The organism is Nocardia macrotermitis (assembly GCF_009604405.1).
Classification (GTDB): domain Bacteria; phylum Actinomycetota; class Actinomycetes; order Mycobacteriales; family Mycobacteriaceae; genus Nocardia; species Nocardia macrotermitis.
The window spans coordinates 69,802-83,720 of sequence record NZ_WEGK01000013.1; the positions used below are offsets into that span (position 1 = coordinate 69,802).

The 13,919-nt window shown below is 68.4% G+C and carries 13 protein-coding genes; 5 read left to right on the forward strand and 8 right to left on the reverse strand.

From position 1 onward, the window contains the following. Positions 1-524: 524 nt before the first annotated feature. From NRB20_RS26960 to NRB20_RS26970, 3 genes are all read right to left on the reverse strand, one after another. Positions 525-1,862 (reverse strand): LCP family protein, encoded by a 1,338-nt coding sequence (locus NRB20_RS26960; protein WP_319945452.1) that lies wholly within the window; start codon positions 1,860-1,862, stop codon positions 525-527. A gap of 32 nt (positions 1,863-1,894) precedes the next feature. Further along, positions 1,895-2,689 (reverse strand): CPBP family intramembrane glutamic endopeptidase, encoded by a 795-nt coding sequence (locus NRB20_RS26965; RefSeq protein WP_153413898.1) that lies wholly within the window; start codon positions 2,687-2,689, stop codon positions 1,895-1,897. A gap of 552 nt (positions 2,690-3,241) precedes the next feature. Continuing rightward, positions 3,242-4,006 carry a DUF2470 domain-containing protein gene (locus NRB20_RS26970; protein WP_194290021.1) on the reverse strand — a complete coding sequence of 255 codons (765 nt, stop codon included), beginning with the start codon at positions 4,004-4,006 and terminating at the stop codon, positions 3,242-3,244. Positions 4,007-4,120: 114 nt separating this feature from the next. Between NRB20_RS26970 and NRB20_RS26975 the strand changes: the two genes are divergently transcribed. The 3 genes from NRB20_RS26975 to NRB20_RS26985 are packed head-to-tail and all read left to right on the forward strand — an operon-like array spanning position 4,121 to position 6,163. Then, a complete protein-coding gene (locus NRB20_RS26975; protein WP_319945453.1) occupies positions 4,121-4,561 on the forward strand; it encodes a hypothetical protein in 441 nt (146 codons plus the stop codon). 10 nt (positions 4,562-4,571) lie between these two features. After that, positions 4,572-5,492, forward strand: a complete 921-nt coding sequence (gene pheA / locus NRB20_RS26980) for a prephenate dehydratase (protein ID WP_319945454.1) — start codon at positions 4,572-4,574, stop codon at positions 5,490-5,492. Next, positions 5,489-6,163, forward strand: a complete 675-nt coding sequence (locus NRB20_RS26985; protein WP_153413900.1) for a histidine phosphatase family protein — start codon at positions 5,489-5,491, stop codon at positions 6,161-6,163. The genes pheA and NRB20_RS26985 overlap by 4 nt, the downstream gene beginning before the upstream one ends. 85 nt (positions 6,164-6,248) lie before the next feature. Here the strand turns inward: NRB20_RS26985 and NRB20_RS26990 are convergent, their stop codons facing one another. From NRB20_RS26990 to NRB20_RS27010, 5 genes are all read right to left on the reverse strand, one after another. Then, positions 6,249-7,046 carry an ESX secretion-associated protein EspG gene (locus tag NRB20_RS26990; RefSeq protein WP_153413902.1) on the reverse strand — a complete coding sequence of 266 codons (798 nt, stop codon included), beginning with the start codon at positions 7,044-7,046 and terminating at the stop codon, positions 6,249-6,251. A 29-nt stretch (positions 7,047-7,075) separates the two neighbouring features. Next, the gene (locus NRB20_RS26995) at positions 7,076-8,239 is read right to left on the reverse strand and encodes a PPE domain-containing protein (protein WP_153413904.1); all 1,164 of its coding nucleotides are present in this window, start codon (positions 8,237-8,239) and stop codon (positions 7,076-7,078) included. A gap of 53 nt (positions 8,240-8,292) precedes the next feature. Further along, entirely contained in the window at positions 8,293-8,616 is a 324-nt protein-coding gene (locus NRB20_RS27000; protein ID WP_153413906.1) for a PE family protein, read from the reverse strand. Positions 8,617-8,781: 165 nt separating this feature from the next. Next, positions 8,782-9,135 carry a metallopeptidase family protein gene (locus NRB20_RS27005; protein WP_153413908.1) on the reverse strand — a complete coding sequence of 118 codons (354 nt, stop codon included), beginning with the start codon at positions 9,133-9,135 and terminating at the stop codon, positions 8,782-8,784. 19 nt (positions 9,136-9,154) lie between these two features. Next, entirely contained in the window at positions 9,155-10,285 is a 1,131-nt protein-coding gene (locus NRB20_RS27010) for a septum formation family protein (protein WP_153413910.1), read from the reverse strand. A 105-nt stretch (positions 10,286-10,390) separates the two neighbouring features. On the opposite strand from NRB20_RS27010, the gene serS reads away from it, so the two are divergent. After that, a complete protein-coding gene (gene serS, locus NRB20_RS27015; protein WP_153413912.1) occupies positions 10,391-11,650 on the forward strand; it encodes a serine--tRNA ligase in 1,260 nt (419 codons plus the stop codon). Positions 11,651-11,832: 182 nt separating this feature from the next. Beyond that, positions 11,833-13,698 (forward strand): putative bifunctional diguanylate cyclase/phosphodiesterase, encoded by a 1,866-nt coding sequence (locus NRB20_RS27020; RefSeq protein WP_319945455.1) that lies wholly within the window; start codon positions 11,833-11,835, stop codon positions 13,696-13,698. Positions 13,699-13,919: the final 221 nt, after the last annotated feature.

Sequence of the window (13,919 nt, forward strand, 5' to 3'; positions counted from 1 at the left end):
TGTCCGGTCTCGCCTGCGACGCGCTTGTTTTCGGTGCTGCTCACGCCGAATATCGACGAACCGGCCCAGAATATATCTGGACTGCAACGGAATTCGTACCTTGTGAGATCTCGCCGCTGCTGTGGGTCTCGGACGTGTGTCGCTCGCGCGCTGGAGTGTGTCCTGTCCGGTCCCTGTGTGCTGATCGTGCGTGGGCCTGGACGGAAATTCCGGGCCTGCAATGGAATTCGCCACGGGCACGATCTCGCCGCTGCTGTGCGCGTCGGGCGAGTATCGCTCGCGCGCTGGAGTGTGTCCTGTCCGGTCCCTGTGTGCTGATCGTTGGTGGGCCTGGACGAGAATTCCGGGCCTGCAATGGAATTCGCCATGGGGAAGATCTCGCCGCTGCTGGGGTATCGGACGAGATCACTCGCGCGCTGGAATGTGCCCCTCCCCGGACCCTTTGCGCTGCTCGTGCGCGGGCCCGTACGAAAATCTCGGCTCGCAACGGAATTCGGTGCTCGGTCAGTTCGGGTGTGGCGGGATCACTTGGTGAGCAGGTTGTCCGGGATGGGTTTGTCGGCGGCGAGGTCGGCGAAGAACTGGCTGGCCTGGGATTTGTCCCAGAGCAGGACGTTGCCGCTGCCGTCGACGTTCTCGAAACCGCCGATCGGGACGGTGGTGGCGACGGTGTCGGCGTGCAGGGCCCAGGCCAGGCTGCCGAGGTGCCAGATGTGGTCGCCGTTGTCGACCTGCAGGGTGTCGGTGATGCCGGTGGCCAGCGGCCAGAGTTTGAACGGGTTGACGATGGTGCTCGTGCTGGTCGCCTTCTTCAGCAGGGCCGCGAGGAACATGCGCTGGTTGTTCATCCGGTCCAGATCCGCGCGCGGGGTGGCGCGGGTGCGCACGAATCCCAGGGCCTGCGCGCCGTTCAGGTGCTGGCAGCCCGCGGGGAGGTTCAGTCCGGCCTTCGGGTCGTCGATCGCATCGGGCAGACACATATCGATACCGCCGACCGCGTCCACCATATTCGCGAAACCGCCGAAACCGATCTTCGCGTAATGGTCGATGTGCAGGCCGGTCGCCGTTTCCACGGTCTGTACCAGCAGTTTCGGGCCGCCCTCGGCGAAGGCCGCGTTCAGTTTGTCGCGACCGTGGCCCGGGATCGGCACGTAGGAGTCGCGCGGGAGGCTGACGATGGTGGTCGAGCCCGACGCCGGAATGTGCACCAACATGATGGTGTCGCTGCGTTCACCGCCCGCATCCGACGCGTCACCGGTGGAGAGTTCCTTCTCCTGCGCCTGGGTCATGCCCTCGCGACTGTCCGAACCGGTCAGCAGCCAGTTGGTTCCGGCGGTCTGCCGGACGCGTCCGGAATAGCTGGACAGCGCGTCGATCCGGTGCAGTGAACTGTCCAGATAGATCCCGGCCGCGATCGGCGTGAGGATCAGCACCAGCAGCAGCACCAGAAACCAACGGCCCCAATGGCGTTTGCGGCGTGCCCGGGGTTGCCGCGGGGGTTGTTCGCGACGTCGCGTGGGCGAAACCGGCGGCGACGGCGGGGATCCCGCACGCCCCCGGGACGAACCTTCGCGACGTTGCGGCGGGCCCTCCTGATATCGCTCGGGCCGCTGCGTCGGAGCCCACCCGCGCTCGGCTCCCTGCCGAGGTCCGCGATCACGCGGCGGCGGCGACTGCGGCCCGCCCTGCGACCAGGCCAACGGCTGCTGCGGCCCGCGCCCGTCCCGGCGCATGACCTGCGTGGGTTCGCGCGGCGGTTCGCCCTGCCCACCCGGCGTCGGCCGCCGCGCACCGGGGCCGTTCGGCGGCACCCGCCGCGTCCGTGGATCCCGCGGATCGTACGGGGGTCGCTCGCCGTTCACCTCCGCGATAGTAATGCCCGAAGCTGTGCGTTTCAGGGGAGCCAGGAGACGTGGCCGTGCAGCACGGTATATCCGACATACGCGACCGTATCGATGGTGGCGTGCGCCACGATCAACGGCCACAGCCGGTTGGTGCGCTGCCAGTAGGTCCCGAAGATCAAGCCCATCACCAGATTTCCGAGACCGCCGCCGAGGCCCTGGTAGAGGTGATAACTGCCGCGCAGCAGCGCCGAGGCGAGCAGCGACCGGTTCGGCGACCACTCCAGTTGCCGCAGCCGGGTGATCAGATACGCGACCACGATCACCTCCTCGGCCACGGCATTGGCCATCGCGGACAGGATCAGCGCGGGCAGCCGCCACCAGTGCTCACCCAGCGAACTGGGCACGATGGTGACGCTCAACCCGAGCGCGTGCGCGATCAGATACAACGCCAGCCCCGGCAGCCCGATCACCGCCGCCAACGCGAGCGCGGGAACGATGTCGCGGCGCAACCGAATTCGCGCCAGCCCGATCATCCTCGGCCCGAATCCACTGCGCCACAACAGATACAGCCCCAACGCACCCCACCCGACCAGCCGCAGCACACTCAGCAACTGGAACAGCAGATCGATCGTCGACTGCGTGGCCCGCGACGGATTCAACGCCACCGACTGCCCACCGATCCCACCCGGCGACAACGCACTCTCCACCAGCGACAGCGCCGCACTGGCCCCGCTCAGCCCGAACGTGACGACCAGAACGACCAGGATCTCCATCCGGACACCCCGCCGCTCCCGCTCGGAGTCACCCGCAGGCCACACCGGAACAGCACCACCAGCCGAATCCATCCCGCCAATCTAATCCGCCCGCCCCCGCCCCCGACCGCGCCCGGGTGGCGAGGCGACGATCATGACCGTCTATTCGGAGCAACTCCGCGGCGGTGGTGTGCCGCTGTTTTCGGGCGGGTGAGCGAATCTCCCCGCCGGACAACCGCTGATCGGCGTGGTGCCGCCGCTACCGATTCGGTACGAACAAGCTCGGGCGTACCTGCCCGATCGTGAGAACGCTCGGGTGCCGATGTGGCCGTGCCGTCGCTCGCCCGGTTCGGTGATGAGGTTCTCCCGAGATTCGGTGAGAGCGTTTGCGGGCGTGCATGTTCGGTCTCGAGTGCGCAAGGCGGTCGGATCCGGCCGCGCCCTTGCCGGGCGGTGTCGCCCGGGCGCTGCGCGCTCTCGGGACCGTCGCTGCCCGGATGCAGCGGTGCGGCCTCGGGCTGCTGCCGGGCACGCCGCATTTGGGGCGGCTCGAATTCAAGTGACTTACAACAGTATTCGCAGGTTTGGTCGGAATTCGGGTGCGGTGCAACGTGATGCGCGGAATGCGTTGCGGCTCGGCGTGATTCACATGTGGCGCATGCCGTGCAGGAAGGGGCAGCCGACGAGGATTCGTACTGCGCGGCTGAGGGATTGGACGTCTTCGACGGGGGTTTGGAAGGAGAGGCGGATGTCGTGGTCCTCCTCGTCGGTCTCGACGCGCAGGCTGATGCCGTAGCGGTCGATGGCGAGGGGGTGGATCGCGCCGCCGCGCAGGCGGGTCGGCAGGTGGCGGGCGAGTTGGGCGACGACGTCGGCGTGGTCGGCGTCCATATGTTGCAGCCAGGCCGCCTCCAGCTCCCAGAACGGGTCGGGGCGGGCCTCGCGCAGATCCGCGTGACAGACCGATTCCGCGCCGGTCGAATCGGCCAGCACGGCGGAATTGATCATCAGGCGCAGCAGGGTCGTGGTGTGCCCGACGTCGAGCAGGGCCGGATGTGGGTGATCCTCGGCGACCGACGAGGCGAGCAGCCGCTGCGTCCCGGACGGCACCGCGCGCACCCGCCCGCGCAGCCAGACCAGGGCGCGCACCGGTTCGCGCAGCGGCAGCGGGGTGCGGTCGGTCAGTTCGAGCACGGCCTGGACGCCGCCCTCGCCACCGCGGGCGGCGGCGCGCACTGCGGGGGAGTCCATCGGCACCGCGATCACGGCGTCACCGCACTGGCGCAGGTGGTGGACCGTGATGCTGGCGGGATCGACCCCGGGGAGGGCCAGCATCGCGTGATCGGCATGCACGCAGGCGTTGCGGATCCGTTCGGCGGTGGACGGCGCGAGGGTCGGATTCGGTCGCATGCATTCCTCCAGGGCTGGTCCCGGCCAGGGCGTATCACGGCGTATCAGTTAGGTAAACCTAAGCTAAGTGAATCTGCCCGGTTGCGCAACCATTTCGATCGCTACGGTGGAAATGTGCCGCACGATGCCACCGCTCCCGAACCGGTCCCGCTGACGTTGTCCATGCCCTCCGCCCCGCCCGCGGGTCTGACGGACGGGCTGGTCCGGCCGCTGTCCGAGGTCCCGGGAGCCCCGCTGCTCGACGCCGCGGCCCCGGATGTCGAGGTGGCCGAATTCCTCGTCGTGGCAGCGCATTCCGTCGGCGGATTCGTCGCCCGCGTCGATTCCGGGGCGCGGGCCGTCGGCGTGGTCGCCGCGACGGTCGCCGCGCTCTGCGGCGAGGACATCCGCCGCGCCCTGACCCATCCGGACGTCGAATTCCTGCGTGGCCTCGCCCCGGCGGCGGTGGAGGCGCTGCGCGGCGTACTGCTCGCGATCGAGTCCGAAACGCCCGACGTCATCGCGAAAGCCCTGGAAGTGCTGCAAACTCCGAGCCCACCGGCAACCGGTCGGTAGTGTCGTATCCGTGCCGCGTATCGCCTATTTCGGACCATCGGGAACATTCACCGAGATGGCCCTGGCCCGCTTCGAATCCGCCGACGTCTTCGACGAACCGGTCGAACGGGTCGCCGCGCCGAGTCAGGGCGCGGCACTCGAGCTGATCCGCGACGGCGTGGTCGAGGGCGCGGTGGTGCCGATCGAGAGTTCGGTGGAGGGTTCGATCTCCCCGACGCTCGACGCGCTGGCCCTCGGTTCGCGACTACAGATCGTCGCCGAGACCGAACTCGACGTCGCCTTCACCATCCTGGCCCGGCCGGGCACCACCCTGGCCGACGTGCGCACGGTCGCCGCGTATCCGGTTGCCGCGGCACAGGTCCGGGGCTGGCTGGACGACCGGCTGCCGGGGACCACGCGATACACCTCGGCCTCCAACGCCGCGGCCGCCGAGGACGTCGTCGCCGGACACGCCGACGCGGCGGTCTCCACCACGCTGGCCGGTGAGCGGCTGGGCCTGGCGGCACTGGCCTCCGGGGTGGCCGATCACGATCAGGCCGTCACAAGATTCGTCCTGGTCACCCGGCCCCGGCAGGCCCCGCCGCGCACCGGGGTGGACCGCACCTCGCTGGTGGTGCTGGAACTGGCCAACGAACCCGGTTCGCTGATGCGGGTGTTCGCCGAATTCGCCACGCGCGGAGTCGATCTGACCCGCATCGAATCCCGGCCCACCCGCACCGGCATGGGCACCTACCGCTTCTACCTGGACTGTGTCGGCCACATCGACGACACCGCCGTTGCCGAGGCGCTGAAGGCGTTGCACCGCACCGCGGGCCGGATCCGCTTCCTCGGTTCGTGGCCCGCGGGCTCGCCCACCGGGGCCCCGCCGCCGCCCGACGAACCCGCCGCGGCCTGGCTGGCGGATCTGAAGAAGGGAACGGCCGATCTATGAGCGGCAGACTGATCCTGGTGCGGCACGGTGAGACCGAGGGGAATGTCGCCAAAATTCTCGATACCCGGGTGCCGGGCCGCCCGCTCACCGAACGTGGTGTGGCACAGGCGAAAGCGTTCGGCGCGGGGCTGGCCGTGCCGCCACGCCGACTGTTCAGCTCGCAGGCGTTGCGGGCCCGGCAGACCGCGCAACACATCGAATCGGTGACCGGGGTGCCCGCTCGGGCGCTGGACGGGCTGGCCGAGGTGTTCGTCGGCGAACTGGACGGCAGCAGTACCGAAGCGGCGCACGAAACCTTCCAGGCGATCTACAAGTCCTGGCATCTGGGCGAACTGGATCGCCGGTTGCCCGGCGGCGAGAGCGGTCGCGACGTTCTCGACCGCTACCTGCCTGTGCTGGAAGAACTTCGGCGGACCCACCTGTCCGACGGTGCGGATGGTGACGTGCTGGTGGTCAGCCACGGCGCGGCCATGCGTCTGGTCGGGATGACCCTGGGCGGTATCACCCCGCCCTTCACCACGAACAACCATCTCGACAACACCGAGACGATCGAACTCCTACCGCGTTATGCCGGAACGGAATTCAACGGCTGGGAGTGCACGCGCTGGGGTCGGTTCACCCCGCCCTTCGGCAACGAGGCCGAACCCGACGCCGACAATCCGATGGGCTGAAGACATTTCGACCGGAGTACCCCGACGCCGGAACGCCGAGGTACTCGTAGCCGATTCGACCCAGGTCCGAGAACCCGAGTTGGACTCAGATCGCGCCCGCGGGCGGATTGAATTCCTCACGCAGCGGCAGCTTTTCGATCAGATCCTTGATCGCCGTGCGCAACCGACCACTGGTGCCCGTCGACAGTGACGTCCACTGCACGTCGTCGTCGGAGCGGGTGGTGGTCGTGATGAAACGACCGTTGCGGGTGTTGAACACGGCGACCGCGCCGTCCGCGATATCGCGGCTGCCGTCGCTGTAGACCACCCCGACGATCGAGGCGTGCGAGGGCACCTCGACCAGTGCCGCGGCCAGGGTGTGCGCATCCCGGGGCGGGTGGCCGACCTTGCTCAGCCGTTTCGCGGTGGCATTGCTGTCACCGGCGTCCTTGAGGATGGGCTCCAGCTCCTCGGTGAGTACGTTCATACCCTCGAGTTCGAGCGGATCGGCGGGGCCGAGCGCGGCGACGATGGTGCCCGGCAGATCGTGCGACGCCTCGCTCACTACGTAGGTGTCGGGTCCGCGCAGGACCACGACCTCCATCTCGTCACCCTTGGCGATGCACAACCGGTTCACCAGGCCGCCGACGTACCAGCGCACGGCGACGGCCCAGTGCGGCCGGTCGAGCGCCCGCATCCGGTCCTCCAGGTCACGGTGGACGAACTCACCGTCCAGCAGGTCCCGGGCCGCGAGCGACTCGGCGGCCGCGTCGAACGCCTCTTTACGTCTGACGTCGCTGTCGTACCGGGCCAATGTGTCCAGTACGACCGGCACCTGGCTGATCTGCAATTTGTCCAGCAGGAATTGCATCTCGTCCAGCGTCAGTACAACAGATTCCAGCATGGCCCCACCCCGTCCCCCGCCGAGTACCGTCACCTAGCCGACTCTGCGTTCGGGTCGCCCCCGATGACGCCCGCCGCGATGATCCGACCATCGTTGAAGTACTCGCCGTGTACCAGCTCGTTCTTGTGCTCCAACTCGTCCTCGTCCTCGGACTGGTTGCCCAGCAACGGATTTCCGCTGCTGACCGGACGGTTCGAGGCGGGCTGGGTGTTGCCGGTGCTCGCCGGGGTGGTCGGCGCGATCTCGGGCGCGGTGGCGGTCGGGAAGTTGGTGCCCAGACCCGCGCCCCAGCCCTCCGGGATCTTGAGGTTGCCCGCGCCGTTGCCGATGCCGACCGAACCGCCGCCGGAGAACGACACCGCCCGGGTGGCGATGGAGCCGCCGCCCAGGCCGCCCAGGCCGCCGAGCGTGGTCGTGGAAACGCCCGGAGTCGTGGTGGTGGTGCCGGCGATGCTGTTGGTGACCGCCTCGCCGACGCTCGGCACGGTGGAGGTGACCACGGATCCGGCCACGCCGGCGGTCTGCGTCGCGGCGTCGGTGACGCCCGGGCTGGACACCGCGGACTGCGCGGCCGAGATCGCGTTGGCGACCGGGTTCACATCGGCCTGCACCGCCTGGGCGACATCCAGCGCGCCGCCGACGGCTCCGGCGCCGATCGCGATCGGCGGCGGCATCAGGAAGGCGGCCGGGGTCGCGACCATCAGCGAGGTGGCGGCCTCGTAGGTCTCCATCACCAGCGCGGCGCGGAGCTGGATCTCCGCGTAGGCGGCCTCCGCGAGCTCACCGGCGCCGCAGACGTCGCCGCCGCTGGCGTGGGTGGCGACCCGCGCCGCGTCGACGGCGGCGATCTCCGGCGGGCTCGGCATGACCAGCGAGGCGACCGTGTAGGCCGTGACGTTCGCGGCGGCCTTGGCGGCCATACCCGCGGCCATCGCGGTCTGCTCGCCGCACCAGCCGGTGAAGGCGGTGACCTGGGCCATCGCGGCGATACCGTTGACACCCAGCAGGCCGACGCCCAGCTCGGCCATCACGCGCGTGAGGGTGGCGGTGGCATCGGTCCACGCGGCGGCCAGGCCCGTCCATGAGGTACCCGCGATGCCGATCGGCACGGCGTGCGCGCCGAGGTGCAGCGTGGCCGAATTGATCTCTGCCGGACGGGCTTCCCAGACCACGCCGGTAATTCCAGCAACCATTGTTCTTATCCCCTGTGGTTGATGTCGAAGAAGTAGTTAGTGGTGGATCTCGGTCAGAGCTCGAGTGCGGTCTGCACGGCGGTGATACCGGCGGCTCGGACGGCATCCTGGGCGACGTACTCGGTCACCTGGATGCGCAACGTCTGTGCGGCATTGCGCAACTCGACGATGCCCTGCGCGATCGACGCGTCGTGCGTGGCCGCGCCCTCGTTGAAGTGGTTGGACGCCAGCAGCGACACCTCTTCGGCGCCGGACGGGATGACGTGGGTACCCGGACCGCTCAACCCCTGGGCGGCGGCCAGGCGATCGGCGAGCAGGTCGAGCTCACCGGCGGCCGCGAGCACGATTTCGGCGTCGACGTGAACGAGATCTACCATGACTCGAACTCCTTCTGGTGGCAGCTAGTCAACTGTAGGACCGGCATGGGCCGCCCCTTCGGTGGAACCACGAGAATTCCCCCTACGAGTTCTTGGACGCAGTGGTTCGCGATCCGGTTCCCTCGAGTCCAAAGTTTACGGGTAAGACCCGCTCCGAGGGCAAGACTAACCCCAACCCAACTCGTGCAACCGGGCTTCATCGATGCCGAAATAGTGAGCTATCTCATGAATTACGGTGATCGCCACCTCGTTCACGACCTGCTGTGCGGTATCGCACATCCCGAGAATGGGTTCGCGATAGATCGTCACGGTGTCCGGTAACGCGCCCGCGTACTGGCTGTCGATCCGATCGGTCAGGGCGATGCCCTGGTAGAGACCGAGCAGATGTGCGTCCTCCGAATTGCGTGCTTCGATCAGCACCACCACGTTATCGATGGCCCGGGTCAGTTCGGGTGGGATCAGATCCAGTGCGTCACCGACCAATTCCTCGAATCGTTCCGGTGACATCGATACGCTCATCGCGCTCGGTCCCGCGCGTTCACCGCACCGGCGGAGCCGCGCCGGGCAGCGGGGCGGGGGTGGAACGCCCGTTGCTCGGCGGCGGCACCGGGGCCTGGCCGTCGATCATGATGTTGCCCTTGGCCGATCCGGTGATCGAGGAGAAGCCGTCCTGAGTTCCCTTGCCCACCAGGCAGTTCAGCTTGTGGCTGCCGACCAGCCAGCTGCGGGCGTCGATGTTGTCCCAGAAGATGGTGAGCGTCTTGTTGATCAGCGCCTTCGGCCCGCCCAGGTAGGAGTCCGCGACGCGCGCGCACTGGTCCTGCATGTACCGGTCCTGATCGGCGTTCGCGGGCGTACCGCTGTTGAACTGCTGACCCAGGTCGACGCTCGACATCACCTCGTACGCATGGGGTTCGGTGCAGTCGACCGGTTCGTTGGTCGGCAGGTTCTGGTTGATGCCGATGCAGGTGCCGGGATCGAAGATGCGCGACTGATCGCTGTCGCGGACCCGCCCGACGGTCTGCTGGGTGGCGTTGCCGGTGGCGCTGACCAGCTGCAATCCGCAGCGCACGGTGCGGTCGCCCTTGTTCCACGCGGGCTCGCCGGGATTGATCATGCCGACCACGAAACGTCCCCGCGGGTCCAGGCGTCCGCCGAGGTAGGACTGCGCCGCGGTGAAGCAGTGCTCGTCGCGCAGTTCGGCGAAACGCAGCGAATCCGGAAAGCGGGTGCCCGGACCGAATTCGCGGCCCGGATAGTCGCTCAGATCGATATCGGCGGTGACCTCGAACAGATGCTTGTCCGCGCAGTTGACCTTCGACAGATCCAGCGTCTTGGCATTGGTCCAGGTCAGGCAGTCACCCGTTTTCGCGGTGCCGAAGACCGAATTGTTCCGCCCGGCCGGGCCCGCGCCGCCGGGATCGCGCGCCTCGAGTCCGTGCGAGGACCGGAATCCGGAGATGGACAGCGTCACGATCGCCGCGACCACCGCGCCCACCGCCACCGCGAGCAGACCCCAGCGCATCTTGTGCGCGGGCAGGTGCACCCGCTTACCCGCCCGCGGTGCGGCCGGTTCCGGCTCGGCGGCGGCGTCGTCCCATTCGGAAGCCGACTCGGCCCACTCGGGGTCGGGTCCGTTCTCCGGTTCGCGCACATGTTGGTCGGACATCGGCGTCCATCATGGCAGTGAGGTCACCCGATCGCCACGATGGGCCGGATCTCGGGGCCGGACCTGCGGAATATCACTGGACCGCCCCCGTTAGGCTTATGGCCCATGATCGACCTCCGATTCCTGCGGGAACAGCCCGATGTCGTCCGCGCGTCACAGCGGGCCCGGGGCGAGGACCCGGCGCTGGTGGATGTGCTGCTCGAGGCCGACGCGGCGCGGCGTGCCGCGGTCGCGACCGCGGATTCCCTGCGCGCCGAGCAGAAGGCGCTGGGTAAGAAGGTCGGCAAGGCGTCCCCGGACGAGCGGGTGAGCCTACTCGCGCACGGGCAGGAGTTGTCGGCGAAGGTCAAGGAGGCCGAGGCCGCCGAGCACGCCGCGAACGCCGAACTCGACACCGCGCAGCGGGCGCTGTCCAACGTGGTGCAGGAGGGCGCGCCCGCGGGCGGCGAGGACGATTTCGTCCTGCTCGAAACCGTCGGCAGCACACCCGAATTCGACTTCACCCCGAAGGACCACCTGGAACTCGGGGAATCGCTCGGCCTGATCGATATGGAGCGCGGGGCCAAGGTGTCCGGCGCGCGGTTCTACTTCCTCACCGGTTACGGCGCGCTGCTGCAACTGGGCCTGCTGCAACTGGCCGCGCAGCGCGCCACCGCGAACGGGTTCAGCATGATGATCCCGCCGGTGCTGGTGCGTCCGGAGATCATGGCGGGCACCGGATTCCTGGGGCAGCACGCCGCGGAGATCTATCACCTCGAGGAGGACGACCTGTATCTGGTCGGCACCTCGGAGGTGCCGCTGGCGGGCTACCACTCGGGCGAGATCCTGGACCTGTCGGCCGGGCCCAAGCGCTACGCGGGCTGGTCGTCGTGCTTCCGGCGGGAGGCGGGCAGCTACGGCAAGGACACCCGCGGCATCATCCGGGTGCACCAGTTCGACAAGGTCGAGATGTTCGTCTACTGCAAGCCCGAGGACGCCGACGCCGAACATCGGCGGCTGCTCGGCTGGGAGCGGGAGATGCTGGCCGCGATCGAGGTGCCGTACCGGGTGATCGATGTGGCCGCGGGCGATCTGGGCAGCTCGGCGGCGCGCAAATTCGACTGCGAGGCATGGGTTCCCACCCAGCGGACTTATCGCGAGCTCACCTCGACCTCGAACTGCACCACGTTCCAGGGACGGCGGCTGTCGGTGCGGTACCGCGACGAGAACGGCAAACCGCAGATCGCCGCGACCCTGAACGGCACGTTGGCCACCACCCGCTGGATCGTCGCCCTGCTGGAGAACCATCAGCGCGCGGACGGTTCGGTGCGGGTGCCCGAGGCGCTGGTGCCGTTCGTCGGCAAAGAGGTGTTGGAGGCGGTCTGAGAGCGTCGGCCGGACCCTGCCCGGGAATCGGTAGCCAATGATTTGCGAACGAATTCGAAAGAGCGCCCGCATTTCCCGACTCGCCGAGGGAATCCGGGGAACTGACGGGAACGGTCGACTTTGCTCGGCGATTCCTGCGGATGTGACTACCGACCGGGACAACTGTGTCTAGGCTGGAGATCGTGCGCGGAATCGGCTCGCGCGGCGATACCCGGACGCGGGTGCGGACGGTTTCGGCGCTGGCGACTGCAAGGGTCATGGCCCGGACCACCGGGGCATTCTATGTCATGGGCGGGGTCCTGGGTCTGCTGCTGACCGCCATCGCTCCCGGCACCGAGGGGAACCGGGCGCTGGTGGGTTGCGCGGCGGGTGTCGCGGTGCTGCTGGGGGTGAGCCTGCTGATCTGGGGGCCGCGGCTGCCGCATTCGGTGCACCACGGATACGTCGCGCTCGCGACGGTGCTGGTGACGATCGCGGTGCACTGGTTCCCCAATACCGTCGGCGCGATCGGGTTGTCCGCGTTCTACGCCTTCATCGCCTGTGATGCCGCGATTTTCTTTGCCTGGCAATGGGTTGCGGCGCATGTGACGTTCGCGGTGCTGCTGTGCCTGTGGGTGGTGCCCTCGCGCGAGTTGCCGTGGTGGTCGGGCGTGATCTCGGCGGGTGTGGCCGTCGGGGTGGGCATCGTGGTCGGGATTCTGACCCGGATGGCCTCGGACGCCGATATCGACATGTTGACCGGGCTGCTCAATCGGCGCGGTTTCGATCGCGCGCTGAGCAATGCCATCGCGCACGCCGCCCGGACCGGGCAGGGGCTCGCGCTGGTGCTGGTGGATCTGGACCGCTTCCAGAAGATCAACGATCATCTCGGACATCGCGCGGGTGACGCGGTGCTGCAACGCGTGGGCGACACCTGGTCCAAGGTGCTCGCCCCCGATCAGCAACTCGCACGCTACGGCGGTGACGCCTTCGCGCTGCTGCTGCCCAACACCACCGAACAGGCCGCGATTCTGCTCACCGAACAGTTGCGCGCGGCGGTCACCACCGGCTGTTCCGCGGGTGTGACCTCCTGGCAGCCGGGCGAATCCGGATCGCTGCTGGTGAGCCGCGCCGACGTCGGGCTCTACCGGGCCAAACAGGCCGGGCGCAACCGGACGGTGCTGGAATCCTCGCGGCAGCTGCCGCTGGCGGTGGAGTTGCGCGAGGCCATCGACAAGGGCGCGCTGGACGTGCACTACCAGCCGATCGTGAGTCTGAGCGAGGACGGCGCGGGGCAGGCCGTCGGGGTCGAGGCGCTGCTGCGGTGGTCGTCGAGTGCGCAGCCGGACGTTACCACCGAGGGGCTGATCCGGGTCGCCGAGGAATACGACCTGATCGCCGATCTGGACGAGCTGGTGTTGCGGCGGGCCTGCGCGGACGCCGCGCGGTTGCAGGAGACGTTCGCGCAGCTGGATCTCACCTTGAACGTCAACGTGAGTGGTCTGGAACTGGCCGAATCCGATTACGCCGACCGGGTTTCCGGGATTCTGAACGACACCGGGTGGCCCGCGGACCAGCTCGTGCTCGAGGTCACCGAGAGTGAGCTGGCGGCCGAATCACAGACCGCCATCGGCAATCTGAGCACGTTGCGGGAGCGCGGCGTGCGGATCGCCATCGACGATTTCGGCACCGGGTACTCCTCGCTGAGCCGCCTGGCCACCATCCCCAGCGACATCCTGAAGGTCGACCAGTCCTTCGTCGCGGCCATCCGCTCCGACTCCCCGGCCCCGCCGCTGCTGGGCGTCATCGCGGCGCTGAGCCGTTCGCTGGATCTCCAGGTGATCGCCGAGGGCGTCGAGACCGAATACCAGGCCGCGGTGCTCACCGAACTCGGTTTCGCCCTCGCGCAGGGGTACCACTACAGCGACTCGCACCCGGTCGCCGATCTCATCAACGACCTGAACGATCAGCGCGGCCTGGTCGGCGCGGGCGTGCCGGAACGGGAATTCTCCAGCAACGGCTGGATTCCGATGGATGCCTCGCCCGAACTGGGAGCTTTCGGCGAGTAGCCGCATTGCCGGGCGCGCGCGGGGGAGTTGGCGCGACAGCGTGCGGGAAACCGGGCATCGGCTGCGTGGGTGTCGGCGGGGGTGAGTCGTGGTTCGAGGGCGTCGGCTGGGCGGTGGTCGGTTGGATGCCTCGCCCGAACTGGGAGCTTTCGGCGAGTAGCCGCGCTGCCGGGTGCGCGCGGGGGAGTTGGGGCGACAGCGTGTGGGAAACCGGGCATCGG

What these genes read in the sequence shown, in the direction of transcription:
- NRB20_RS26965 (WP_153413898.1), bottom strand. Translation starts at nt 2,689, where the DNA reads ATGGATTCGGCTGGTGGTGCTGTTCCGGTGTGGCCTGCGGGTGACTCC.
- NRB20_RS26970 (WP_194290021.1), bottom strand. Translation starts at nt 4,006, where the DNA reads ATGCGACCGAATCCGACCCTCGCGCCGTCCACCGCCGAACGGATCCGC.
- NRB20_RS26985 (WP_153413900.1), top strand. Translation starts at nt 5,489, where the DNA reads ATGAGCGGCAGACTGATCCTGGTGCGGCACGGTGAGACCGAGGGGAAT.
- NRB20_RS26990 (WP_153413902.1), bottom strand. Translation starts at nt 7,046, where the DNA reads ATGCTGGAATCTGTTGTACTGACGCTGGACGAGATGCAATTCCTGCTG.
- NRB20_RS26995 (WP_153413904.1), bottom strand. Translation starts at nt 8,239, where the DNA reads ATGGTTGCTGGAATTACCGGCGTGGTCTGGGAAGCCCGTCCGGCAGAG.
- NRB20_RS27000 (WP_153413906.1), bottom strand. Translation starts at nt 8,616, where the DNA reads ATGGTAGATCTCGTTCACGTCGACGCCGAAATCGTGCTCGCGGCCGCC.
- NRB20_RS27005 (WP_153413908.1), bottom strand. Translation starts at nt 9,135, where the DNA reads ATGAGCGTATCGATGTCACCGGAACGATTCGAGGAATTGGTCGGTGAC.
- NRB20_RS27010 (WP_153413910.1), bottom strand. Translation starts at nt 10,285, where the DNA reads ATGTCCGACCAACATGTGCGCGAACCGGAGAACGGACCCGACCCCGAG.
- serS (WP_153413912.1), top strand. Translation starts at nt 10,391, where the DNA reads ATGATCGACCTCCGATTCCTGCGGGAACAGCCCGATGTCGTCCGCGCG.